This is a genomic window from Inquilinus sp. Marseille-Q2685 (assembly GCF_916619195.1).
Lineage (GTDB): Bacteria > Pseudomonadota > Alphaproteobacteria > DSM-16000 > Inquilinaceae > Inquilinus.
Genome location: NZ_CAKAKL010000002.1, coordinates 1 through 19,922, shown reverse-complemented (window position 1 = coordinate 19,922; position 19,922 = coordinate 1). Strand labels below are relative to the sequence as shown.

Annotated in this window: 25 protein-coding genes and 1 pseudogene; 6 read left to right on the top strand and 20 right to left on the bottom strand. The window is 67.9% G+C overall.

Annotated elements, in window-relative coordinates; all coding sequences use genetic code 11:
• Positions 1–224: 224 nt before the first annotated feature.
• The 12 genes and pseudogenes from LG391_RS09005 to LG391_RS08950 all read right to left on the bottom strand — a co-directional run bounded on the left by LG391_RS09005 (position 225) and on the right by LG391_RS08950 (position 6,425).
• Positions 225–509 (bottom strand): hypothetical protein, encoded by a 285-nt coding sequence (locus tag LG391_RS09005; RefSeq protein ID WP_225767680.1) that lies wholly within the window; start codon positions 507–509, stop codon positions 225–227.
• Positions 510–806: 297 nt separating this feature from the next.
• Positions 807–1,004 (bottom strand): hypothetical protein, encoded by a 198-nt coding sequence (locus LG391_RS09000; protein ID WP_225767679.1) that lies wholly within the window; start codon positions 1,002–1,004, stop codon positions 807–809.
• A 273-nt stretch (positions 1,005–1,277) separates the two neighbouring features.
• On the bottom strand, positions 1,278–1,925 hold the full coding sequence (locus LG391_RS08995) for a lytic transglycosylase domain-containing protein (protein WP_225767678.1): 648 nt from the start codon (positions 1,923–1,925) through the stop codon (positions 1,278–1,280).
• On the bottom strand, positions 1,922–2,440 hold the full coding sequence (locus tag LG391_RS08990; protein ID WP_225769329.1) for a S26 family signal peptidase: 519 nt from the start codon (positions 2,438–2,440) through the stop codon (positions 1,922–1,924). Before LG391_RS08990 ends, LG391_RS08995 begins: the two co-directional genes overlap by 4 nt.
• Positions 2,437–2,901 carry a DUF2840 domain-containing protein gene (locus LG391_RS08985; protein WP_225767677.1) on the bottom strand — a complete coding sequence of 155 codons (465 nt, stop codon included), beginning with the start codon at positions 2,899–2,901 and terminating at the stop codon, positions 2,437–2,439. The genes LG391_RS08990 and LG391_RS08985 overlap by 4 nt, the downstream gene beginning before the upstream one ends.
• Positions 2,898–3,116, bottom strand: a complete 219-nt coding sequence (locus LG391_RS08980) for a hypothetical protein (RefSeq protein WP_225767676.1) — start codon at positions 3,114–3,116, stop codon at positions 2,898–2,900. The genes LG391_RS08985 and LG391_RS08980 overlap by 4 nt, the downstream gene beginning before the upstream one ends.
• A gap of 5 nt (positions 3,117–3,121) precedes the next feature.
• A pseudogene (gene parA, locus LG391_RS08975) lies at positions 3,122–3,751 on the bottom strand (ParA family partition ATPase); the annotation flags it as partial.
• Positions 3,748–4,788, bottom strand: coding sequence for a replication initiator protein A (locus LG391_RS08970; protein WP_225767675.1), 1,041 nt, complete (start codon positions 4,786–4,788; stop codon positions 3,748–3,750). The pseudogene parA and the gene LG391_RS08970, both read right to left, overlap by 4 nt.
• Positions 4,785–5,081 carry an AlpA family transcriptional regulator gene (locus LG391_RS08965; RefSeq protein WP_225767674.1) on the bottom strand — a complete coding sequence of 99 codons (297 nt, stop codon included), beginning with the start codon at positions 5,079–5,081 and terminating at the stop codon, positions 4,785–4,787. The genes LG391_RS08970 and LG391_RS08965 overlap by 4 nt, the downstream gene beginning before the upstream one ends.
• 129 nt (positions 5,082–5,210) lie before the next feature.
• The gene (locus LG391_RS08960; RefSeq protein ID WP_225767673.1) at positions 5,211–5,753 is read right to left on the bottom strand and encodes a DUF2285 domain-containing protein; all 543 of its coding nucleotides are present in this window, start codon (positions 5,751–5,753) and stop codon (positions 5,211–5,213) included.
• Positions 5,695–5,976, bottom strand: coding sequence for a transcriptional regulator domain-containing protein (locus LG391_RS35015; protein ID WP_225767672.1), 282 nt, complete (start codon positions 5,974–5,976; stop codon positions 5,695–5,697). The genes LG391_RS08960 and LG391_RS35015 overlap by 59 nt, the downstream gene beginning before the upstream one ends.
• A 194-nt stretch (positions 5,977–6,170) precedes the next feature.
• A complete protein-coding gene (locus LG391_RS08950; RefSeq protein ID WP_225767671.1) occupies positions 6,171–6,425 on the bottom strand; it encodes a DNA -binding domain-containing protein in 255 nt (84 codons plus the stop codon).
• A 187-nt stretch (positions 6,426–6,612) separates the two neighbouring features.
• Here LG391_RS08950 and LG391_RS08945 point away from each other — a divergent pair, with 187 nt between their 5' ends.
• The gene (locus tag LG391_RS08945; RefSeq protein WP_225767670.1) at positions 6,613–6,831 is read left to right on the top strand and encodes a helix-turn-helix domain-containing protein; all 219 of its coding nucleotides are present in this window, start codon (positions 6,613–6,615) and stop codon (positions 6,829–6,831) included.
• 113 nt (positions 6,832–6,944) lie between these two features.
• Here the strand turns inward: LG391_RS08945 and LG391_RS08940 are convergent, their stop codons facing one another.
• Together LG391_RS08940 and LG391_RS08935 are read right to left on the bottom strand one after the other, a co-directional pair.
• Positions 6,945–8,138, bottom strand: coding sequence for a DUF932 domain-containing protein (locus LG391_RS08940; protein WP_225767669.1), 1,194 nt, complete (start codon positions 8,136–8,138; stop codon positions 6,945–6,947).
• Between the two features lie 306 nt (positions 8,139–8,444).
• Positions 8,445–8,753, bottom strand: coding sequence for a DUF736 domain-containing protein (locus LG391_RS08935; RefSeq protein ID WP_225767668.1), 309 nt, complete (start codon positions 8,751–8,753; stop codon positions 8,445–8,447).
• 905 nt (positions 8,754–9,658) lie between these two features.
• Here LG391_RS08935 and LG391_RS08930 point away from each other — a divergent pair.
• A complete protein-coding gene (locus LG391_RS08930; RefSeq protein ID WP_225767667.1) occupies positions 9,659–10,138 on the top strand; it encodes a MucR family transcriptional regulator in 480 nt (159 codons plus the stop codon).
• A gap of 145 nt (positions 10,139–10,283) precedes the next feature.
• Here LG391_RS08930 and LG391_RS08925 read toward each other — a convergent pair whose 3' ends face one another.
• Entirely contained in the window at positions 10,284–10,559 is a 276-nt protein-coding gene (locus tag LG391_RS08925) for an HU family DNA-binding protein (protein WP_225767666.1), read from the bottom strand.
• Positions 10,560–10,696: 137 nt separating this feature from the next.
• On the opposite strand from LG391_RS08925, the gene LG391_RS08920 reads away from it, so the two are divergent.
• Entirely contained in the window at positions 10,697–10,921 is a 225-nt protein-coding gene (locus tag LG391_RS08920) for a hypothetical protein (protein WP_225767665.1), read from the top strand.
• Between the two features lie 55 nt (positions 10,922–10,976).
• Here LG391_RS08920 and LG391_RS08915 read toward each other — a convergent pair whose 3' ends face one another.
• Positions 10,977–11,204, bottom strand: coding sequence for a hypothetical protein (locus LG391_RS08915; RefSeq protein ID WP_225767664.1), 228 nt, complete (start codon positions 11,202–11,204; stop codon positions 10,977–10,979).
• A 261-nt stretch (positions 11,205–11,465) separates the two neighbouring features.
• On the opposite strand from LG391_RS08915, the gene LG391_RS08910 reads away from it, so the two are divergent.
• Positions 11,466–12,578, top strand: a complete 1,113-nt coding sequence (locus tag LG391_RS08910; protein WP_225767663.1) for an endonuclease/exonuclease/phosphatase family protein — start codon at positions 11,466–11,468, stop codon at positions 12,576–12,578.
• A gap of 359 nt (positions 12,579–12,937) precedes the next feature.
• Here the strand turns inward: LG391_RS08910 and LG391_RS08905 are convergent, their stop codons facing one another.
• The gene (locus tag LG391_RS08905) at positions 12,938–13,612 is read right to left on the bottom strand and encodes a cyclase family protein (RefSeq protein ID WP_225767662.1); all 675 of its coding nucleotides are present in this window, start codon (positions 13,610–13,612) and stop codon (positions 12,938–12,940) included.
• Positions 13,613–13,942: 330 nt separating this feature from the next.
• Between LG391_RS08905 and LG391_RS08900 the strand changes: the two genes are divergently transcribed.
• The gene (locus LG391_RS08900) at positions 13,943–14,800 is read left to right on the top strand and encodes a site-specific integrase (RefSeq protein ID WP_225767661.1); all 858 of its coding nucleotides are present in this window, start codon (positions 13,943–13,945) and stop codon (positions 14,798–14,800) included.
• Positions 14,801–14,806: 6 nt separating this feature from the next.
• Positions 14,807–16,024: an IS91 family transposase gene (locus LG391_RS08895; RefSeq protein ID WP_225767660.1), complete on the top strand. Its 1,218-nt coding sequence runs from the start codon at positions 14,807–14,809 to the stop codon at positions 16,022–16,024.
• Between the two features lie 625 nt (positions 16,025–16,649).
• Here LG391_RS08895 and LG391_RS08890 read toward each other — a convergent pair.
• The 3 genes from LG391_RS08890 to groL all read right to left on the bottom strand — a co-directional run.
• A complete protein-coding gene (locus LG391_RS08890) occupies positions 16,650–17,243 on the bottom strand; it encodes an exopolysaccharide biosynthesis protein (RefSeq protein ID WP_225767659.1) in 594 nt (197 codons plus the stop codon).
• Positions 17,244–17,519: 276 nt separating this feature from the next.
• Complete coding sequence (locus tag LG391_RS08885; protein WP_225767658.1) at positions 17,520–17,747, bottom strand: hypothetical protein; 228 nt, start codon at positions 17,745–17,747, stop codon at positions 17,520–17,522.
• Positions 17,748–18,578: 831 nt separating this feature from the next.
• The coding region (gene groL / locus LG391_RS08880; protein ID WP_225767657.1) for a chaperonin GroEL at positions 18,579–19,922 on the bottom strand (1,344 nt) is incomplete at its 5' end.

Genomic DNA, 19,922 nt, shown 5'->3' with positions numbered 1-19,922 from the left:
GTTCGATCAAAGGCTTACCCAGTCATCAGCCACACGCTTTTATCTCGCCGTAGCTCAAAAGCTGTTTCCGACCCCTCAGATCGGCAACCCATAGTAGTGGGATATCGCAGTGCGTCGCGCCGCTTCGCAGTGTTGGGGCCAGCACTCGTCCCGGCAGTGCCGCTGCGCATGGAATGAGAAAGCGGGAGCGGCGCCCTCGGCACCGCCCCCGCCGTCCTCAGCGCCTACTCGATATGATGCAGCCGCTTCTGCGCGGTCAGGATCTCGACAACGGTCGGGTTATCGCAGGCTTGCCACTGCAACAAATAGGCACGTTGCCGGGGCCCTGTGTTCTCAACAACTGGATTGTAATCGTCCTCCTCTTCGTCGATCGGACGGGGCAGGTAGGGCGGCGCGTCCTTGCATGCCGCGATGGCATTCTCGAGCCGGCGGATGAGGGCAAAGGCCTCCCGCCGATCGTGCCAGTAGTCGTCGGTGCCCGGGATGGGACGGGATGATGCGATGGTCATCGGAACGCTCCTTGGTTGACGTCCTCCGCGTCGAGGACGTGTCCCGGGCTCGGCCGGCGGAGCGGCCGTCAAGGACGCCGGAGGCGCCGCGGAGCGGGGCGTGGGGGAGCCGCAATGCGTCAGCATTTCGGGGGGACCGCACCTCCTTGACGGGCGTTTCGTCCCGGCTGACAGGATGGGATGACCGAGACGAGAGAGGTTTGGATCCGACCTCTCCAGGTGCGTCGGTCATGTCGTCGGATGGCGGGCGCGACGCTCGACGAACGCCGCGCCCGATGCGCTTGGAGCTGTTTGCGATCAGCTTTCCGGATGCCGATCGGCTGCAGCGCGGCGGCGCCGCGGCCACGTGTCGAACAGCTCGTCGAATGCACGGTCGAGCTCCGCCTGGCGAACGATCGCCTGCGCCAGTTCAGCCTCGGCCGCGGCCCGCTCGCGGCGGGTCAGGTGGCAGTGGCGCAGCTCGCCCTGCAGCTCGCGGATGTGGTCGTGAAGCATGGTCCTCTCCGTCCCAAGTCTGAAGACGGGAGGGGCGGCGCATGCCGGGGCGAGCCGGGTCGTGGATCGCCGCAGGCGACCGGCTGGCCGGCGGGCGGGGGGGCCGATTTTGTCGAGCGGGACGACAGACCGGCGCACGCAGCGCGCTCCGCACGCTCGACAAAATTGGGGGCACCGCTCGTCCACGACGCGGTCCGCCCCGGCATGGGAGGATGGACGATCCGAAGAGACGGTCCTCCTCTCCGGTGGGGCTCTGCCGGTGCAGCTGCGCCGTCACGGTGTCGACTTCCGGGCCGTGCTCACCGGCACGAAGAGGCCGCCGGCCGAGGACGGCCGGAATGCTACCCCTCGGCCAGCGCCATGCAGGTCGACGAACAGGCTAAGGGTGGATGCGACGACGGGCGAGCGCTCCCGCGCGATGTCCGCATGGCCGAGGGCTGCGAGATAGGCCCGCGTCTCGGCCGGTAAGGGACGGCCATCAGAGAGGTGCTCGTCGACCCGCCGCGGGCCGGCGTTGTAGGCGGCGAACACTGCAGGATAGCCGTAGCGGTCGTGCATCTCGCGCAGATAGGCGGCCCCCGCGAGGATGTTGTCGCGCGGGTCATAGGGATCGGCACCGAGCCCGTAGCGGTCGCGCAGATCCGCCCAGGTCTCCGGCATGATCTGCATCAGCCCCATGGCGCCCTTCGGCGACACGGCGCGCACGTCACCGCCGCTCTCCACCTGCATCACGGAGCGGATCCATGGCTCCGGCACGCCGAAGCGCTGCGATGCTTCGGCGATGTAGGCCGACCAAGGGTCGTCCGCCTCCGCTGCGATGCTGCTCGCGAACTCGGCACGGACAGGGATCGTCCATGTGCAGACAGAGAGCAGGATGGCTGCCGCCAATCGGACCCGGCGATGGCTGCGGATCCGCGTCATCGCCGTCCCTCGTATGTCCAGAGCGGCACCGCGCGGCCGATGATCGAGGCGACGGGCACCGGTCCGAAGTACCGCCCGTCCAGCGAGTCCGGGACGCCGCGGTTCATGAGGAAGACCTCCCCGTCGCCGAGCACCCGGCAGCCCTTCCAGACGGGCAGCGTCCGACCATGACGGTCGCGCTCACGCGCCTGGTCGGCGGCAATGCCGTCGATCGCGATCTGCAGGCCGTCGCGGCAGACCGTGCTGCCGGGCAGCGCAGAGACGCGCTTCAAGAGCGGCACGCCGGCCGGCAGATAGCCGCGGTCGGCGAAGAGCGGGACGAGTGCGGCCGGCGCCCGCGCGAGCGCGATGTCGCCGATGGCGAGATTGCCGGGTGGCCGCACCCGATAGAGTCCCTCCGGCAGGCTGGCCGAGGCGTTCCAGACGAGACGCGGGACCGGCGCGACGAGCGCCGGGCCTGCGGTCAGGCAGACACCGGCGAGCATCGCGGTGAGAGGAGCGGCGCGCGGCCTCATGCCTCGATCCTCCGGCGCCTGAGCCAGGCGGCATGGCGTTCGCGGCTGTAGGGCCGCGGCTCGAAGCCGGCGGTCAGGCGGTTGTGGACGTGCCGCCAGTGATCCGGCGCGGCGTCGGCCGGATCGATCCCGAGCGCCAGGACGGCATCGATCGCCTGCAGCACCCGCTCGACCTTCGGCCAGCCGGACTGGCGGAGCAGGATCTCGGCGCCGGGCCGCACATGGGAAACAGTCGCGCAGCGCTCGCCCGACGTCACGGCGCGCAGGATGTCGATGCGCGAGACCCCGGTGCCGAGATCGGTCGCGGCCCAGCGCAGGACGGCGAAGACGCTGCCGGGTGCGAAGGACAGGACGCGCCGGTGATGGTCGACGGTCGCCTCCGCGAGCGGCCGGCCGAAGCGCAGCCAATGCTCGATCCGCCCGTGCAGCCGCAGAAGTTCGAGCTGGGTGAGATCGCTCACGGCGCCTCTCCGGTCTCGTCGGCGAAGTGGCGGGCGAGCAGGTCGCGCAGCAGGTCGGCGACGGTGACGCCTTGGCGGAAGGCGACGATCTTGATGCGCCCGCGCAGCTCCGGCGTGACGTCGATGGTGAGGCGGGCGGAGAAAGGCCTTGTCGCTTCTGACGCTCGAATCCAGGTTTCGGGACTCCCCGGCCGCCGCGCGAACTCCCGGGACATTGCGCGATCCTCTCGACCTCGGCGGCCAGCATCCGGATCTCCCGCGCCGCAATCCGGCTGCGCGGAAACTCGCCGACCAGGCGCCCGCTGCGGGCGGCATCGGCGAAGGCGACGCGCTGGCCGATGCGCACGGCGAGCGCCGGCGGGTCGGCCCTGGCGAGCGACATCGCCGTGTCGTGCGCGATCACGGTGCCGGCACCGCAGCGGTTCAGCAGGAACCGCGCCAGCAAGTCAGGCCGGAACTGCCGCGCCTCTTCGAGCAGCCGGAGCGTCTCGGCCGAGGCCCAGCCGTCGAAGGGCGAAGGCTGGACCAGGATCAGCACCAAGTCGGCCGCGAGCAGCGCCGAGCGCATCAGCGCGGCGACGCGCGGCGGCCCGTCGATGACGACGTGATCGACGCCGCGGGCGATCTCGGGCGCCTCACGGTGCAGCGTGTCGCGGGCGAGGCCGATGACGCCGAACAGCCGCGACCGGCCGGCCCGCGCCCGCTGCTCGGACCAGTCGAGCGCCGAGCCCTGCGGGTCGGCGTCGATGACGGTGACGCGCCGCCCCTGCCGCGCCCATTCGCCGGCCAGATGAAGGGCGAGCGTGGTCTTGCCGACGCCGCCCTTCTGGTTGAGCAGCGCCACGATCACGGCAGGCCTCGCCGGGCAGCGCGCTGCGTTCGGTGGGCACCACCAACAATGTTAGAGTCTATTACGTTAGACTCTAAGTTACGGGCGCCGATCCCGCTTGTGGACCAAAGGGTTAGCTGGGTTCCGTGCGCCCGATGTACCGATAGCGCTGCGCCCGAAGTACCGATACCCGCTGCGCCTGATGTACCGAGCGCAGTCACAGGCTTATCCACCGATTCTGTGGATAAGTGCGGCCCTGCGATCGGCGTGATCCACAGGAGGTCGCGGCCCTCGAAGGCGAGGCGATAGCCGGGCAGCGGCTGGCGGGCGGCGATGCGGCGGAGATCGAGGACGAAGTCGGAGAGCCGGGCCAGGCTGCCGGACTTGGCGTGGAGATGGCGGACCTCGAAGGCCCAGCCCGAGGGCTGCCGACCGGCATGCTTGCGGGCGACCCGGTAGAGCCAGCGCTCGATCCCGCCCGTCAGCCGGAAATACGCCGGGTCGATTGTCAGCACCAGCGACCGGTCGAGCACGCCGCGGTAGAACCAGTCCGGCAGCACGAACTCCATGCCGCGGCAGCGGCCGGAGCCGTCGACCAGTTCCTGCCACTCGCCGATCCAGGAGAACTGGTGCCGGCGCCAATTGGGACCCTGGCGGATCGTGGTCAGCACCACGGTCGACTGCAGCCGCTGCAGCGCCGCCTTCAACAGCCGGTACTGGCGGAAGCCAGTGTCCCGTCCGGTTGCCCGCAGGATCTGATACGGCGTGAAGCGCAGGAAACGCGAAGTGCGGAGGCCATGATCGGCGGCCTCGACGACCTGGGTCGCCGCCCAGATCAGGATGTCGGCGTCCCAGATGGTCGCCATGCCGTGCTCCGGCACGGCGTAAATCTGCACTTCCGTCTCGCCGGCCTTGTAGAGGATCGGCCGGGTGCGCCGCCCTTTGGCCAGCGAGAAGAAGGGCCGCTCCATCAGGTCGCGCTGATCGCGCGGGCTGACGCCGTCCTCGGGCAGCGCCACGAAGGGATCGAGCATCGCCCGTTCGGGGAGAGTGGTCATCGCCCCCTCCCCGGCTCGGCCCGATCGGCGTATTGCGGCGCCACGGCGGCATGGCGCTTGGCCGGGAGCACGGTGTCGGCGCCGGCGTCCGAGGTCGAGCGCCGGGACCCGCGGTCGGCCCAGGCCTTGAGATCCTCGATGGTGTAGACGACGCGGCCGCCGATCTTGCGGTATTGCGGCCCGGTGCCGTAGGTGCGGTGCTTCTCCAGGGTGCGGCCGGACAAGCCGAGGAAACGCGCGGCCTCGGGCGTCCGGAGAAAGCGCGGCGGCATTCCGGCCAGAGGGTCGGGCATGGTCGGGCTCCGTGGTCTTCGGGAAGGCCGCCGGACAGGGCGGCCGGTCGAAGGCCACGGTGGCGAAGCGCCGCCGCGTGGGAGGATGGCGAAAACCGGGGTGGCGATGATCGCCACCCCGACGCTGAATCAGCGTCGGGGGCCGAGCAGGCGGCGGTAGCCGCCGCGCATCAGCGCCAGGCCGGAGCGGACGAGGCGGATGGTCCGGTCTCGGATCGACGAGGTCTTCCAGCTCTCCTCGCGGATGCGGTCGGCGCCGAACAGGACCTCCGCGATCTCGCGATAGCTCGCTCCCTCGGACCGTCCGTCGAGGGCGCGGAGCGACGCCACGAGGCGGTCGCGTCGCTGCGTCGGCAGGATCGGCGGCGCCTGTGGCCGTCCCTCTCGAAGCAGCCGCCAGAACCGCAGGGTTGCTTCGGCCCGGAGCGGTGCCGTCACGTCGAGCGAGAGGGCCGAGTCAACGGCGGTGCCGCGGGCCGGAGGTCCCGGCAGCCAGAGGCGATGCGTGCTCCGGCCGTCGCGCAGCAGCAGATGCAGGCCGTCCGCGCTCCGACGTTCGGCGACGGCGCCGAACCATGCGTCGGGATCGAAGACGATGGCGTCGATCGGGGGATCAGGGAGGGAGGGGGTCAGAATCACCGTGCGGGCGTGCAGTTCGGGCAGCCAGAACACAGGCTGCTCGGAGGCGCGTCGGCGCGGATCCGCCAGAAAAGGTCAGCCCCCAGCGCCGGGCGAGGCTCGCAACCTCGGCCTCGGAGCCGAGAGCCTCCTTCCCCTGCATGCGCTCGTAGTCGCTCCGATATTCCGGATGCCGCCGCAGCGCCTCCCAGGCGAAGTCCGGGGCATCCAGGTCAGAGTCGTAGGCGGCCCGTGACCGCCAGTCGCCATTCGGCATGACGTCTCCTCGGTCCGGCATCATCAACAACAATGCACCGGCCGCATCTTGGGAGCTCATTCCTGATTGAGAAGTCCTCGCAACGGCATCACGTGATGCCGATTGCGTGCACAGCCGCCACTACGCTTCGCCTCAAAACTGCAAGTGCGACGATGCGGCTCGCCGGAAATCCGGTTCTCCGGATCGGCGGCGGGTCAGCCTTTGCGCAGGAGCTCGCGATACCCTTGGGCGCTGAGCCAGCGGGCCCGGGCGAGATGGCTCTCATGGCATTTGCGGACGCGCTCCGGATCCCGGTCGGGATCGAGGCCGAGCACGATCCTGGCGACCTCGCGCCAGTCCGCCCCCTCCTCCGCCGCATCGAGCAGACGGAGATAATCCACCAGATGCTCCCGGTCATAGTCGGTCAGCTCGTCGCCGGTCGGCGCGCTATCGGCAGTCGGAGGAGCCACTCGTCCCTACCCCCTCATCGGGTCCGCAGTGTCAGCCGCTGAACAATATGCCCTACAATTGGTGAGCCTGTCACGGCCGTAGCAGATCTGGCTCGCCGGTCGTCGATCGTCGATCAGCGAAGCCGGCTGATGTAGACTATAGTCCGTGGTTCGATAGTCAACACACGGCTTGTCTGCATGCATGGACATGCGCAAGCTGGTGGCTCGCAACCTCAAGAAATTCCGCATCGACGCGGACCTGTCTCAGGAAGAGCTGGCAGAGCAGTCCGGTGTCGATCGCACGTACATCAGTGGGATCGAGCGTGGTGTCCGCAATCCAACAATCGTCATGCTCTGGCAAATCGCGTCCGTATTGAAAATCGAGCCTTGGCAACTGCTCCATCCGGACTCGGCTACAGACGAGTGAAATGAGAAGACCCGCCGGTCCGCGGATGCGGATCGGCGGAAAATTGAAGATCCTGAAGAACGCCAAACCTGAAACCGTGCAGCCGGAAATCCAGCCGCACGGCTTCGCGATGATCAGGCGGCGCGCTCCAGCAGCGCCCGGGCCTTGCCCTCGAGCTCGAGCCGGCCGTCCTGGTGCGGCTTGGTCCGGGCCAGCGCGGTGATCCCCTGCACGAAATCGAACAGGCTCTCGGGCGGATGCCCTTCCTCCCGCAGCACGGTCGCGATGATCTTCGCGGTCTCCGGCTTGGAGAAGCCGCGCTTGCGCAGGAAGGCCTGTCGATCCTCCTCGGTGCGGGCGACGATCCGCTCCCGCGCCGCCTTGATGCCGGCAACGAAGGGGGCCGGGCTGGAATTGGCGAAGCTGGCCAGGGCCGGCGCCGCCTCATGGGCGAAGCGCTGCGCCGCGAATTTCGAGTGCCGGATGGTGATCTCCTCGAAGCCTTCCACGCCCCACAGGTTCCGGTTCTGGCAGACGGCGCGGAGATAGAAGGAGGCGATGCCGAGGGTCTTCGACCCGACTTCCGAGTTCCAGGCATAGAAGCCGCGGAAATAGAGGTCCGGCTCGCCGTTCGGCAGCCTGCCCGCTTCGATCGGGTGGGTGTCGTCGACCAGGAACAGGAACACGTCGCGGTCGCTGGCGTAGAGGGTCGTCGTCTCCGCGGTCGCGTCGACAAAGGGGTTGTGGGTCATGGTCGCCCAGTCGAGCACGCCCGGCACCTTCCAGCGGGTGTCGCCGGTGCCGTTGCCGGCGATTCGCTGGACCGCGGAGACGAGTTCGTGATCCCAGATGCGGCCGTAGTCCGGCCCGGTGACGGCGCGGAGCTCGATCCGGCCGGCCTCGGCTTCGAGGGTCTTCACCAGTTCGCCGCGGTGGCTGAGCAGGCCATGCTGCAGGTTGATCCCGGCGATCGGCGCCGGCAGTTGCCGCAGGTAGCTGGCCGGGGCGCCGATCATCGTGCAGAGCTGGCCGAAGCTCCAATGCGTCGGCATGACCGGCTCGTCCCGGCCGGGCACGATCAGCGCCAGCCGCTCGTCATTATCCCGGCTCGCCTCGACCTGCACTGCCCGGCTCTCGACCGTGCGCGCGGTTGCCCGCTGGGCCCGGGCCTGCACCGCCGCATGCAGATCAGAGAGGCTGAGGTAGCGCTCGTCCGCGGGGCGGGCGTACCACTCCGACGAAACGCGGCCGATCCGCTCGCCGCAGCCGACATTGACATGGAAGCCGCTCGAAACCTCCTGGTCGTCCGGGGTCACGCTGGTGGTCATGGTCGATCTCCTTGGGATTGGGGTGTCAGCGCAGCGCTGCGCTGCACCCCTGCCCGTCGGCGAGACCGGGGGAGCAAGGGCAAGGGCGGCCGGAGCGGAGGGGGATCACCCGACCTGCACGAAGGAAGGTCGGGGAGACCGCGCCGGCCGAGCATCGCGGTCCCTTGCCCGCGCGGGGGCGGAGCCCCAAAGCAAGACTCTACAGAACAGGTTGGACCGCAGGTCCGCCGCATGGGTCGCTCGCTGGCCCGGCAAGAGCATGCGAAGGCGTCCCGCTCCGGAGAGCGGGGCGCCGGATCGATCGGATCAGTCGCCGTTGCGGCGGGACCAGATCAGCGAGAGGGTGTCCTCGCCCTCGATCTCGACCAGCGAGGCGTAGATCGGGGCCGGGAGGCTCGGATCGTCGAGCTTGACCGAGAGGTAGTCGCGGCCGGCGTTCGAGGTCTTCTTCCAGGCGGCGCCGAACTCAATGGCGCCGGCGTAGACGCGGTAGTCCGGGGCCTTGTCGTTCTCGCGCTCGGCCGGGCGGATGGTCGCCTTGACGTTGAGGGTCAGGGTGCGGACCGCGCCGGTGAAGCCGTCCGTGGACTTGGTGAAGGTGCCGATGGTCGCCATGCTAGCTCTCCTCTTCCGTTCTCGGGCCGCGCCCATCGCGGCCTCGATGGCGATCGGGAGCCGAGGGGCGATCGCGCCGCAGCCGCAGGCCCGCAGCGCAGCGGAGGACGGCGGACGCCGGCTTTTTTGCCTGGCGATGCAAAGCCGGGCCTCCGCCCGGCGGCGGAAAAAAGCCGGCGCCCGCCGTTGCGGATCAGCGATCGAGGCGGGAGCCGCTCCCTCGGCCAGATCGGGCCATCCGAGGCGGCATGGGCGTGCCTGCGGACGGGCCGGGAGGAGACATGGCGGCGTGCGCATCGCCACGCCAAGGGAGGAGACACCGCTGGGCGTGCAGGAACCCGTTCCAGCGAGCGCATGGCGGCAAAGACTGGCGCAGGGAAGCATCCGGCAAGGCCCGGCCATCCGCCTCGACAGCGGAACACCGGCACGAGGCTGGACAAGCTCCTCTGTCCGCCCGGCCACCGCTCGATCCCGCGTCAACGGACAGCGGACCCCAGTCTCTCCGATACGCATGGTTCGGGACGGCACCGCGGACCGCTGCATCCCGGCGTTCCGAGCACGATGCGACACAACAGAACGGCCATATCGTCGCCCGCACTATCCGGCCGGGAAGCGGTGCCGCGGTCGGGGCCATCGGGATTTCCACGGGAGCGGAGCTCCCCAGGCGCGGCCGCCAAGGACGGCCGAGCTGACATGTCGCAGCCGCAGGAGCACCGGCATAGCGGCGACGAAGCCGGGCGCGGGACGACCGCGCCCGCCTAGGCCGTGCCGCATGATGATCGAGGATGTGATTATCCAGCGACTGGGGTTTCACCGCGGCTTGGAAGCAAAACGGAGAATGGACGGGGCCTTTCAGTGTCTCTACAAGGACGACATCTTAAATATTGGCCGCGGGAAGAATGCGAATGGCAGTGAACGGGGAAGCGAAGGCGTCGCATGACGAACTTCTCAAGCTGACGACGACGATCGTCTCGGCCCATCTCGGGCACAACACGGTTGCGACGACGGATCTGCCGAGCGTGATCCAGCAGGTGTTTGTCGCCCTGGAGAAGCTCGGCCAGCCGATCGAGCCCGTCGCGACGAGACCCGAGCCGGCGGTGCCGATCAAGAAGTCGGTGACGCCGGACTATCTGGTCTGCCTGGAGGACGGCAAGAAGCTGAAGATGCTGAAGCGGCATCTCGCGTCGGCCTACAACATGACGCCGGATCAGTACCGCGAGCGCTGGGGATTGTCGGCGGACTACCCGATGGTCGCCCCGAACTACGCCCAGCAGCGCAGCAGCCTGGCGAAGTCGATCGGCCTGGGTCGGAGCCGAGCGGCGGCGAAGCCGGCCGAGCCGGAGCCCGCCCCAACGAAAGGACGAAGGACCAAGGCGAAGGCGTGAAGGGGGCGGCACGGCCGCTCCACTTCAACCACGGAGTATCGACGCCTGATCTTCGGGAGCCGTCGAAAGAGGCGCAAAAGGATCGAGGAGCGGAGTCTCCTCCATCCCGGCGGCGGCGGGCTGAGCCCGCGCCGCTCTCCATCAGTCAGCTGTTGATGGCGTCCTTGACCCCTTTTGCCGGTGCGAAGGTCAGCCTCTTCGAGGCCGCGATCTTGATCGTCTCACCGGTCGCCGGGTTGCGCCCCTCGCGCTCCGGGCGGCTGGCGACCTTGAACTTCCCGAAACCGGGCAGCGCCACTTCTTCGCCCTTCGCGGCGCTGTCGACGATCGCCCTGAAGATGCTGTCGATGGCCCGCTTGGCCTGCACCCTCGTCAGCCCGTTGCCCGTGGCGACCTGATCCGTCAGCTCGGAGATGTTCATGCTCGTCCTTGATGCGTGGTGCCCGATTCGGGCGGGAGCATCTCCCTAGGCCCCGGTGATCATCATTGCAATCCGCCGCGACTGTTCCTGCCCGCCCGAGGCACCGCCCGCCCTTTCGGCGGTCACCCGGACTGCCGATGCCCGGCGAGGAAACGACGCCCCTGTTCCAGGATTTGGTTCACCCCATCCGACCTCCGGGACCGGCCTTCCAGCTCCTCGACGAGCGCTTCGACGTCATCGGCAAAGGTGCTGTGCCCGTGGAGATTGCGGTGCAGCTGGAGGGCCAGGATTTCCGTTTCGGTGAGCGCATAGCCCTGTCGATGAGCCATGAGAAGAGTCCCGACGTCATCATTCCGCAATGATCAGACTTATACCACCTGAGCATGGCATAGACATCAGGACAAAAGGTCCATCTCATCAGTGCGGAAGGACCACTTTCTGGGCCTGAACGTCGATCACGGAGAACTCGTGGTCCGGAAATGATCGTGAGCCCACCTCCAACGCGACGCTGACATCAGCGTAGAAGCACATCACCCTGCCCCGTCGGACGAAGGCATATTGTGATGGTGCGGCCACCGCAGACCCCGCGAGGAACTTCGCGAGTGCCTCGACATCTGCTTTGCTGGCATGTCCACGGTCAGCCATGGCTCCCCCCGATCGGGCCTGGGCCGACAAGGTAAGTCGCCGTGGGGCTGTGAACCAGGGGTTGATGTTCCCAGAGTGGCTACGCTCTGCCGGTCGTTCGCCAGCACATGCGCAGCAGGACGTCAAAGCGTCGTTCGGTCTTCACGCCACACCACCCGCCAGGCGCGGCTGGGGACAACTGCGTGGTGGTTCGGAACAATTTGGTCGCGCGATTGAAACGCAAAAGTGAGACGCTGGTCGACTAAAAATCGAGGGGGGACCATGCGACTTGCAGTCTACAACGTCGAAAATCTATTCGACCGCGCCAAGGCGATGAACTTGGATAGCTGGGACCAGGGCCGCCCTGTCCTGGAGAGATTCGCGGAGCTCAATGCGCTCCTCGGCCAAATCGCCTACACGGCCCCCGACAAGACGCGGATGGCGAAACTCATGGTCGAGCTGGGCTTGGAAAAGTCCGATACTGGACCATTCGTTATTTTGCGGCGCAATCGCGGCGGGTTGCTTAAACGGCCGCAGGCAGGCGGCATCATGATCACGGCTCAGGGCCGGGCCGACTGGGTGGGTTCACTCGAACTTCGCGATGAACCGATCAACGAGCACGCCATGCGCAATACGGCGCGGGTAATCAACGATCTCAAAGCCGACGTCCTCGGCGTCGTCGAGGCCGAGAGCCGCCCGGTTCTCTGGGCATTCAATACCGAGATCCTGCCGGCCCTCGGTGGCGCGCCATTTCGGCATGTCATGCTTATCGACGGCAATGACGAGCGCGGGATCGACGTCGGGCTGATGACCCGGGAAGGGTATCCGATCGGCGCTCTGCGCAGCCATGTCGACGATCGTCTCCCCAACGATCAGCCGGTCTTTTCCCGCGACTGCCCGGAATTCGAGATCACGACGCCGAACGGCTCGCGCCTGCTCGTCATGGTCAACCATCTTAAGAGCAAAGGATATGGTGGCACGACGGCGTCGAATGCCCGACGCCGGGCCCAAGCGGAGCGGATCGCCGAGATCTATCGGGGGCTGATCGCCGATGGGATCGATCATGTCGCCGTCATAGGCGATCTCAACGACACACCGGAAAGCAAGCCGCTGAACCCGTTGATCGAAGGCACGACGCTGCAGGACATCTTCGCCCATCCGGCATTCGACAAAGGCGGCCATCCAGGCACCTATGGCCTGTGCAATGCCGCCAACAAGATCGACTACATGCTGCTGTCGCCCAAGCTGTTCGAAAGGGTGCAGGCGGGCGGAGTCTTCCGCAAGGGCATGTGGCCGGGATCGAGGCCTCGGCGCTGGGAGGCCTATCCCGAAGTCGGTCGCGCTGAGGACGCCGCGTCCGATCATGCGGCGTTGTGGGCCGACCTCGATCTGTAAGGCATGGCCAGACGGTGACTTGTCGACATTCACCTTGTGTTTAGGGCTTCGGACGCCCGCCCCGCTCCCGGCCCCGTCTCCTGCGCCAGGGCCGGCATCCGAAGCCCTAACATAGGTCGTCGCCGCGCTGGCGCCCCGAGACCCGGCATCGACCGAACGGGCTGGGTTTGACCCGAAGCGGCCATCCGTGCGGGCATTTCGCCGTGAGGCTTGCGCCAGCAGGCCGCGGCTTGCCCCCAGACAGCCTTTCACCCTGGCAGCCGCTTCCCGTAAGCTCGCATTCGAAAGCATTGTGTCAACAGACGAGCATCCGCGCGGCATGCTTCGGCTCGAGCTCTCGCGGTCGCAGATCCTGGGCTTCAGGCGGCGGGTCGGCGGAAGCGCTTATCGTCCTTGCCGATCAGCTCGAGCCAGCCGGTGTTGAACAGCACCACGTCGCCCTTGCGCAGGGTCAGGCCCTCCTTCTTCAGCACCGCCTGGATATCGGCGACGGTGAACTCGGTGCTCTCGGGCACGATCGCCTGGCCGTAGTGCCCGGTCATGTCCAGCACGATGCCGCGGGTGACCATCGGCGGCACCTTCTCGATGCCCAGCTTGGTCACGCCTTCGACCGTCACGAAATCGGCGGCCTTGTTGCCGTTGTAGTAGACGTGGTCGATGCCGATATGGCCGATGCCGTTCAACTGAGTGCCGACGCCGGTCCAGGCCTCGACCAACTCGTCGTTGAAGGTGAACTTGTTGGGACCGAGCGTCTTGCCCGCCTGCTCGCCGGGCTGGACGTTGTACAGCCGGAAGCTGCGGTGCCGGAAGGCCGGCAGGTGGCGGTTCACCGGCACGGCCAGGGGATAGACCTTGCCGGTCTTCACCAGGCGGACGGCCTCGAGCGTCACCTCCGCCGTCAGCAGGTTGGCGGCGCCGATCTCGTCCGCGGCGCCGTATTTGGACGGATGCCAGTCCTGCGCGGCGGCAGGGCCGGATGCAGCCGCCGCCAGCAGAGCGCCGACGCCGACGGCGCGTCTCACACCTCCGATCATCGTGATCTCCTCGGATTGTCGATGCGCCATTGCGGCGCACAGGCCCCCGATATGGCTGGCGTGCGCCATGGCAGTAGGGAGCAGCCGAGACCAGGACTTTTGAAGAGCATTCACAGACAGGGCCCGATTCCCCTCTTGAGGCAGAACCGCGGCTATGCCAGGCAAGACCTCAATCGGCGCTGCCACCGGATCGGTCGAGAAGCGCCATAGGACTAAGCCGCTGCCGCGGCACGGGCTTGGTGCGGGGGCGGAGAGTTGAGCCGGCCTGGGCGATGATTGCGGGTCCTGTCTGAATCAAGGGGTCCATCCCCTTGCAGACAGGAGGCTTCCGTGAACTCTGCACCCGTCAGCCCGCTGCGCCAGCGGATGATCGAGGACATGACGATCCGGCAGTTCGGGCCCAAGACCCAGCACGACTATGTCCGGGTGGTGGCCGACTTCGCCCGGTTCCTGGGCCGCTCGCCGGACCGGGCCGAGCCGGAGGACCTGCGGCGGTACCAGCTGCATCTGGCCGCCCAGGGCGCCTCGCCGGGTAAGATGAACCTCGCGGTGTCGGCGCTCAGGTTCTTCTGCAAGGTCACGCTCGGCCGGGCGGCCTTCGGCGAGCGGCTGGCGACGGTGCGCACGGGCGAGCGGCTGCCGGTCGTGCTCAGCCCCGAGGAGGTGGCGCTGCTGCTGCACTGCGCCCCCGGCCTGAAGCACAAGGCGGCGCTCAGCGTCGCCTATGGCTGCGGCCTGCGTGCCTCGGAGATCGTGCATCTCAAGGTCTCCGACATCGATTCCGCCCGCATGCTGATCCGGGTCGAGCAGGGCAAGGGCCGCAAGGACCGCTACGTCATGCTCTCGCCCGACCTGCTGGACCTGCTGCGCGTCTGGTGGCGGGAAGCCCGGCCGCGGGGCTGGCTGTTCCCCGGCCGCGACCCGGCCCAGCCGCTCACCACCCGCCAGCTCAACCGCGCCTGCCATGTCGCCGCGGCGACCGCGGCGCTCGACAAGCGGGTGTCGATGCACACCTTGCGCCACTCCTTCGCCACCCATCTGCTCGAGCGCAAGACCGATATCCGCGTCATCCAAGTCCTGCTCGGCCACAAGAAGCTCGACACCACCGCGCTCTACACCCGGGTGGCGCTGAAGACCCTCGGCGCGGTCAAGAGCCCGCTCGCCCATCTCCGGCCGCCGCCCGCCTGACCGGCCGTGCCGCGGCCAGCCCTGGAGCTGGCCGACATCCTGCGCGCCCATGGCGAGACCTTCCGCCGCGCCCATGCCGGCCATCTGAGCCTCGGCCAGCTCAAGGTCATGTCGGCCATCGAGGCCTGCCGCACCGCAGCCCTCGGCGGCCACGTCGCCCGCTGCGACGACTGCCGGCACCTGGCGGTCAGCTACAACTCCTGCCGCAACCGCCACTGCCCCAAATGCCAGGGCGCGGCGGCCCGGGCCTGGCTCGCCGAGCGCCAGGCCGACCTGCTGCCGGTGCCGTACTTCCACGTCGTCTTCACCCTGCCGGCCCCGCTCGCCGCCATCGCCTTCCACAACAAGGCCGTGGTCTACGACCTGCTGTTCAAGGCCGCCGCCGAGGCCCTGCAGACCATCGCCGCCGATCCCAGGCATCTCGGCGCCCGCATCGGCCTGGTCGCGGTGCTGCATACATGGGGCTCGGCTCTGACCCACCATCCCCATGTCCACTGCATCGTTCCGGGCGGCGGGCTCTGCCCCGACGGCGAACGCTGGATCGCCTGCCGGCCCGGCTTCTTCCTGCCGGTGCGGGTGCTCTCGCGCCTGTTCCGCCGGCTCTTCCTGGAGAAGCTCGCCGCCGCCCACGTCCAGGGCCGGCTCGGCTTCTTCGGCGAGCTCTCCCACCTGGCCGAGCCTCAAGCCTTCGCCGCCCACCTGGCGCCGCTGCGCCGGGCCGAATGGGTGGTCTACGCCAAGCCACCCTTCGGCGGGCCGGCTGCCGTCCTCGCCTATCTCGCCCGCTACACCCACCGCACGGCCATCGCCAACAGCCGCCTCGTCGACATGGACGACCACGCCGTCCGCTTCCGCTGGAAGGACTACCGCGCCGCCGACCCCGCCACCGGCGCGGTCAAGCTCAAGACCATGAGCCTCACCCCCGACGAGTTCCTGCGCCGCTTCCTGCTGCATGTCCTGCCCGCGGGCTTCCACCGCATCCGCCACTACGGCCTGCTGGCCAAGGGACCCCGCGCCATCGACCTCGACCGCCTCCGGGCCCTGATCGCCGCCCAGGCCGGCGACGCCGCCTCCGACCTCGAACCGGCCGAGGCCGAGCCGGAGACCACGACCCTGCCGGCCTGCCCCTGCTGCGGCGGACGCATGCGCATCATCGAGATCTTCGGCCGGGGGCACACGCCGCGCACCGCCGCCGGCCTCCCTCTCTGGTTCGACACCTCATGAATGCCGCCGTGCCGACACGCCCGAGCCTGCCACGCCGTCGCCCCTCGGGCGCGGCTCCAGTCCGACTGCGCCTCACGCCGCCGAACGCCGCCAAACCCGTCCTTCTCTCGCCTCCACGCCGGGTTCAACCCGCACGGCGACCGCTCGGGACACCTCCGGCCGGCGCTGGCGGCCGCCGTCATCGCCCGCACGTCCACCGCTCGGGGCTCGGCGCAAGACCAAATCCCCATAGCCCCGCCTCAGTTGGCCGGCACCGCTCGGGCTGACCGCGGCTTCCTCCCCTGAAGGCCTTCGGACGCCGGCCCCGCTCCCGGCACAACCTCCCGCGCCAGGGCCGGCATCCGAAGCCCTAAACATTTGCGGTCATCGAGTTTGCGCCCCGACAGCGGACATCGGCCAAACTCGGGGGTTCCGGTCTATCCGGCTGACCCGGCCCAACTAGGCCGCCCGAAAGCGGCCGTAGCAGCCGACTCTACGAAGCGGACACGACCTGACGTGACCCGAAGGAGGTTTTGCGGCTCGGCGTCTCCTGGGCTGTGAAGCGGTGCCCCGGGCATGTTCCCAGTATCGTGCCAGCCCTACCCATTCACTGCGCCAATTGGCCGATGCCCAAGCCGATCTGTACCTACAAAAGCCCCCGCACCCAGCCCAGCTCACCCATCGCCTGCCAGACGGCACCGGCGGCGATAGCGAGCAGCAGGGCGGAGGCTGCGAGCGCGACACACAAGAGGATTCCGTCCTCCTCCAGATAGGCTATTGCGAGCAGAGCGATTACAAGGGCGGGCGGGATGTTGCTTAAGGGGATCGGCGTCAGCAGCAGTGCGCCGAGCAGCAGCACCACCAGTCCGACCCCGCGCTTGGTCGCCTCGAACGGCGTCGGCCAGCGCGGATGAATAAATCCCTCAATCGCACGCAACACCGGCACGGCGCGGCCGAGGGTTCGCGCCAGCCGCTCGGTCCGCAAGCCGCGCTCGGCGACTTTCCGGGGAAAGACCGGGGCGGCATGGCCCAGCATCATTTGCACCGACAGCATAGCCAACAATGGGGCAACGATGGCGGACGCACCCGGCATCGCCGCGAGCAGCGCCAGGAGCAGCATGACCAAGCCGAAGGAGCGCTCGCCCAAGCTATCCACCAGCCAACCGAGGGTCACACGTTCGGTGTCGGCGCCGTGCAGCAGACCGTCCAGTAGGACGGAGGTCGGGATTCGTATCGTCATCGCGCCTGCAGAATAAGACGCTCTTACCGGGAGGCAATCGTCGTCGGAATCGTCGTAGCGCATTAAATCCGGCCCAGCCGAACGCTTGGATCTCGGCGCAGGATGCATGAGCTGCAGTCAGCCAGGAAGGTCCCGGACCGGCGTCACGTGATGCCGAATCCGCACCGGCCCTCGGGAAACCCGACCCGGAGCGTGATGGGGGAGAACCAAGCTGCGCCGGATACCGTCTCCGCCGAGAGGAAGCCGTCGCGGCAGCTGTCGCCTCCTCGTTGGGCCTCAGGCAAATGGAGGCACCTCGACCAGTGATCCAATCAGGCGCAGCAATGCCTGATGCTCCGGCCCGTTACCGCTGCGCAGGAACTCACCCAGTTCGATATGGGACAGTCGCCCCCCAGAAGGGGCGTTGGGCTGATGAATGATGAAAGCATGACCACTGGTCGGCTCGCGCCCGAGGAACCACGCGTCACCGTTCGGGCTGCGATAGAGTTCCCGCCGCTCTGTCATACGGCCTCCTCTCGTTTTGTACCGATATAGGCTCCGAAGTCGGCGAAACGAGATCGTGATGATCCTTGCCGTGGATGCAGCGCAACCGGAAGCCTGGTGAGCCGCGTCATAGCTGAGGCCGCTACGCCCAAGGCCTGATCGCCGCCTTGATCGCCGCCTGGGCGGCGATGCCGACCAGTTTGTCTTCCTTCGGAGGCGGGCCTTTACCCCTCCAGCCAGATGATGCGCACGACGCCGTTCGGCCGCACCTTGAAATGGTCTCGATACTCGGCGCAGGTCAGCGCACCTCACCCATTGATCAAACTGATCCGGTAAGCTGTCGCAACTGGTGCCTGGCACGGGAGAGGCGGGAGCGAAAGCGAGCAGCCACACAGAGCCGTGCGAACGCGCTATCAAGAGCGGAGCGATATCGACGGTGCATCCCCGAGGGGAGCCAGGAACTCGTTAAACCTTAGGCGCAGCGCCAGTCGAGCTTGGTCGGGACTGTCTGTCTCGAGCCAGGCACCACGGTGATCGCGCAGATACCGAAACAGGGCCCCGTCGAGGATGTCTGTGCCCTTCTCGTAAACCAGTGCACCAGATCCGTAGCTCGACAAGGGATTTCTGTTCGTCCAGCGCAGGGCGTGAGGCTGCTCTCCTGGAATGTGAAGCACATAGGTCATTGCTTGGTACCTCCTGTCGATCCGACAGCAGCGATGCGGCCTCCGAGAGGGTGAGGCGCATCGGCTGCTGTCACTGCATAAGCGAACAAAAGGCCTCCACCGATGGGCGGGGCGAGCTTGGGCAACGACGGCTGAACTGCTTTAGAGCCGTCCCGCGGCGGCTCCGGGGTCAGAAGTCCATGCCTCCGCCGACCGATGCCGGGCCGGCCGCCTCCGGCAGCGCGGCCACCATCGCTTCGGTCGTGATCAGCAGGCCGGCGATCGAGGCTGCGTTCTGCAGCGCGACCCGCACCACCTTGGCCGGGTCGAGGATGCCCGCCTTGACCATGGCGGTGAACTCGCCCTTCTGGGCATCGTAACCCCAATTGTGGTCCTTGCTGTCGAGCAGCCTGCCGACCACCACCGATCCGTCGCCGCCGGAATTCTCGACGATCTGGCGCACCGGCGCCTGCAGGGCCCGGCGGACGATGTCGATGCCGACCTTCTGGTCGGTGTTCTCCGGCTTCAACTGGTCGATGACGCGGCTGGCATAGAGCAGGGTGACGCCGCCGCCGGCGACAATACCCTCTTCGACCGCGGCACGGGTCGCGTGCATCGCGTCGTCGACGCGGTCCTTGCGCTCCTTGACCTCGATCTCGCTGCCGCCACCGACGCGGATGATGGCGACGCCGCCGGCAAGCTTGGCCAGGCGCTCCTGCAGCTTCTCGCGGTCGTAGTCCGAGGTGGTCTCCTCGATCTGCGCCCGGATCTGGTTGCAGCGGCCCTCGATGTCGGTCTTGGCGCCGGCGCCATCGACCACCGTCGTCTCGTTCTTGGAGATGACGACCTTCCTGGCCCGGCCGAGCATGTCGAGGGTGACGGTCTCGAGCTTGATGCCGAGATCGTCGGAGATGACCTGGCCGCCAGTCAGGATGGCGAGATCCTCGAGCATCGCCTTGCGGCGGTCCCCGAAGCCCGGGGCCTTGACCGCCGCCACCTTCAGCCCGCCGCGCAGCTTGTTGACCACCAGGGTGGCCAGCGCCTCGCCGTCGACATCCTCCGCCACGATCAGCAGCGGCTGCCCGGCCTGGACCACGGCCTCGAGCAGCGGCAGGAAGGACTGCAGGCTGGGAAGCTTCTTCTCGTGCAGCAGGATGTAGGGGGTCTCCAGCTCCGCGATCATCTTCTCGGCGTTGGTGACGAAGTAGGGCGAGATGTAGCCGCGATCGAACTGCATGCCCTCGACGATGTCGAGCTCGGTCTCGAAGCTCTTGGCCTCCTCGACCGTGATCACGCCCTCATTGCCGACCTTCTTCATCGCCTTGGCGATCATCTCGCCGATCTCACGCTCGCCATTGGCCGAGATGGTGCCGACCTGGGCGATCTCGTCATTGGTCGAGATCGTCTTGGCCCGCTTGCCGACCTCCTCGACCACCGCGGCGACGGCCAGGTCGATGCCGCGCTTGATGTCCATCGGGTTCAGCCCGGCGGCGATCGCCTTGGCGCCTTCCCGGACGATGGCGTGGGCCAGGAC

Bases quoted from the DNA above. Each gene is read 5' to 3' on its own strand.
- LG391_RS09005 (WP_225767680.1), bottom strand. From the start codon at position 509: ATGACCATCGCATCATCCCGTCCCATCCCGGGCACCGACGACTACTGG.
- LG391_RS09000 (WP_225767679.1), bottom strand. From the start codon at position 1,004: ATGCTTCACGACCACATCCGCGAGCTGCAGGGCGAGCTGCGCCACTGC.
- LG391_RS08995 (WP_225767678.1), bottom strand. From the start codon at position 1,925: ATGACGCGGATCCGCAGCCATCGCCGGGTCCGATTGGCGGCAGCCATC.
- LG391_RS08990 (WP_225769329.1), bottom strand. From the start codon at position 2,440: ATGAGGCCGCGCGCCGCTCCTCTCACCGCGATGCTCGCCGGTGTCTGC.
- LG391_RS08980 (WP_225767676.1), bottom strand. From the start codon at position 3,116: ATGTCCCGGGAGTTCGCGCGGCGGCCGGGGAGTCCCGAAACCTGGATT.
- LG391_RS08970 (WP_225767675.1), bottom strand. From the start codon at position 4,788: ATGACCACTCTCCCCGAACGGGCGATGCTCGATCCCTTCGTGGCGCTG.
- LG391_RS08965 (WP_225767674.1), bottom strand. From the start codon at position 5,081: ATGCCCGACCCTCTGGCCGGAATGCCGCCGCGCTTTCTCCGGACGCCC.
- LG391_RS35015 (WP_225767672.1), bottom strand. From the start codon at position 5,976: ATGCCGAATGGCGACTGGCGGTCACGGGCCGCCTACGACTCTGACCTG.
- LG391_RS08945 (WP_225767670.1), top strand. From the start codon at position 6,613: ATGCGCAAGCTGGTGGCTCGCAACCTCAAGAAATTCCGCATCGACGCG.
- LG391_RS08940 (WP_225767669.1), bottom strand. From the start codon at position 8,138: ATGACCACCAGCGTGACCCCGGACGACCAGGAGGTTTCGAGCGGCTTC.
- LG391_RS08935 (WP_225767668.1), bottom strand. From the start codon at position 8,753: ATGGCGACCATCGGCACCTTCACCAAGTCCACGGACGGCTTCACCGGC.
- LG391_RS08930 (WP_225767667.1), top strand. From the start codon at position 9,659: ATGGCAGTGAACGGGGAAGCGAAGGCGTCGCATGACGAACTTCTCAAG.
- LG391_RS08925 (WP_225767666.1), bottom strand. From the start codon at position 10,559: ATGAACATCTCCGAGCTGACGGATCAGGTCGCCACGGGCAACGGGCTG.
- LG391_RS08920 (WP_225767665.1), top strand. From the start codon at position 10,697: ATGCCCGGCGAGGAAACGACGCCCCTGTTCCAGGATTTGGTTCACCCC.
- LG391_RS08915 (WP_225767664.1), bottom strand. From the start codon at position 11,204: ATGGCTGACCGTGGACATGCCAGCAAAGCAGATGTCGAGGCACTCGCG.
- LG391_RS08910 (WP_225767663.1), top strand. From the start codon at position 11,466: ATGCGACTTGCAGTCTACAACGTCGAAAATCTATTCGACCGCGCCAAG.
- LG391_RS08905 (WP_225767662.1), bottom strand. From the start codon at position 13,612: ATGATCGGAGGTGTGAGACGCGCCGTCGGCGTCGGCGCTCTGCTGGCG.
- LG391_RS08890 (WP_225767659.1), bottom strand. From the start codon at position 17,243: ATGACGATACGAATCCCGACCTCCGTCCTACTGGACGGTCTGCTGCAC.
- LG391_RS08885 (WP_225767658.1), bottom strand. From the start codon at position 17,747: ATGACAGAGCGGCGGGAACTCTATCGCAGCCCGAACGGTGACGCGTGG.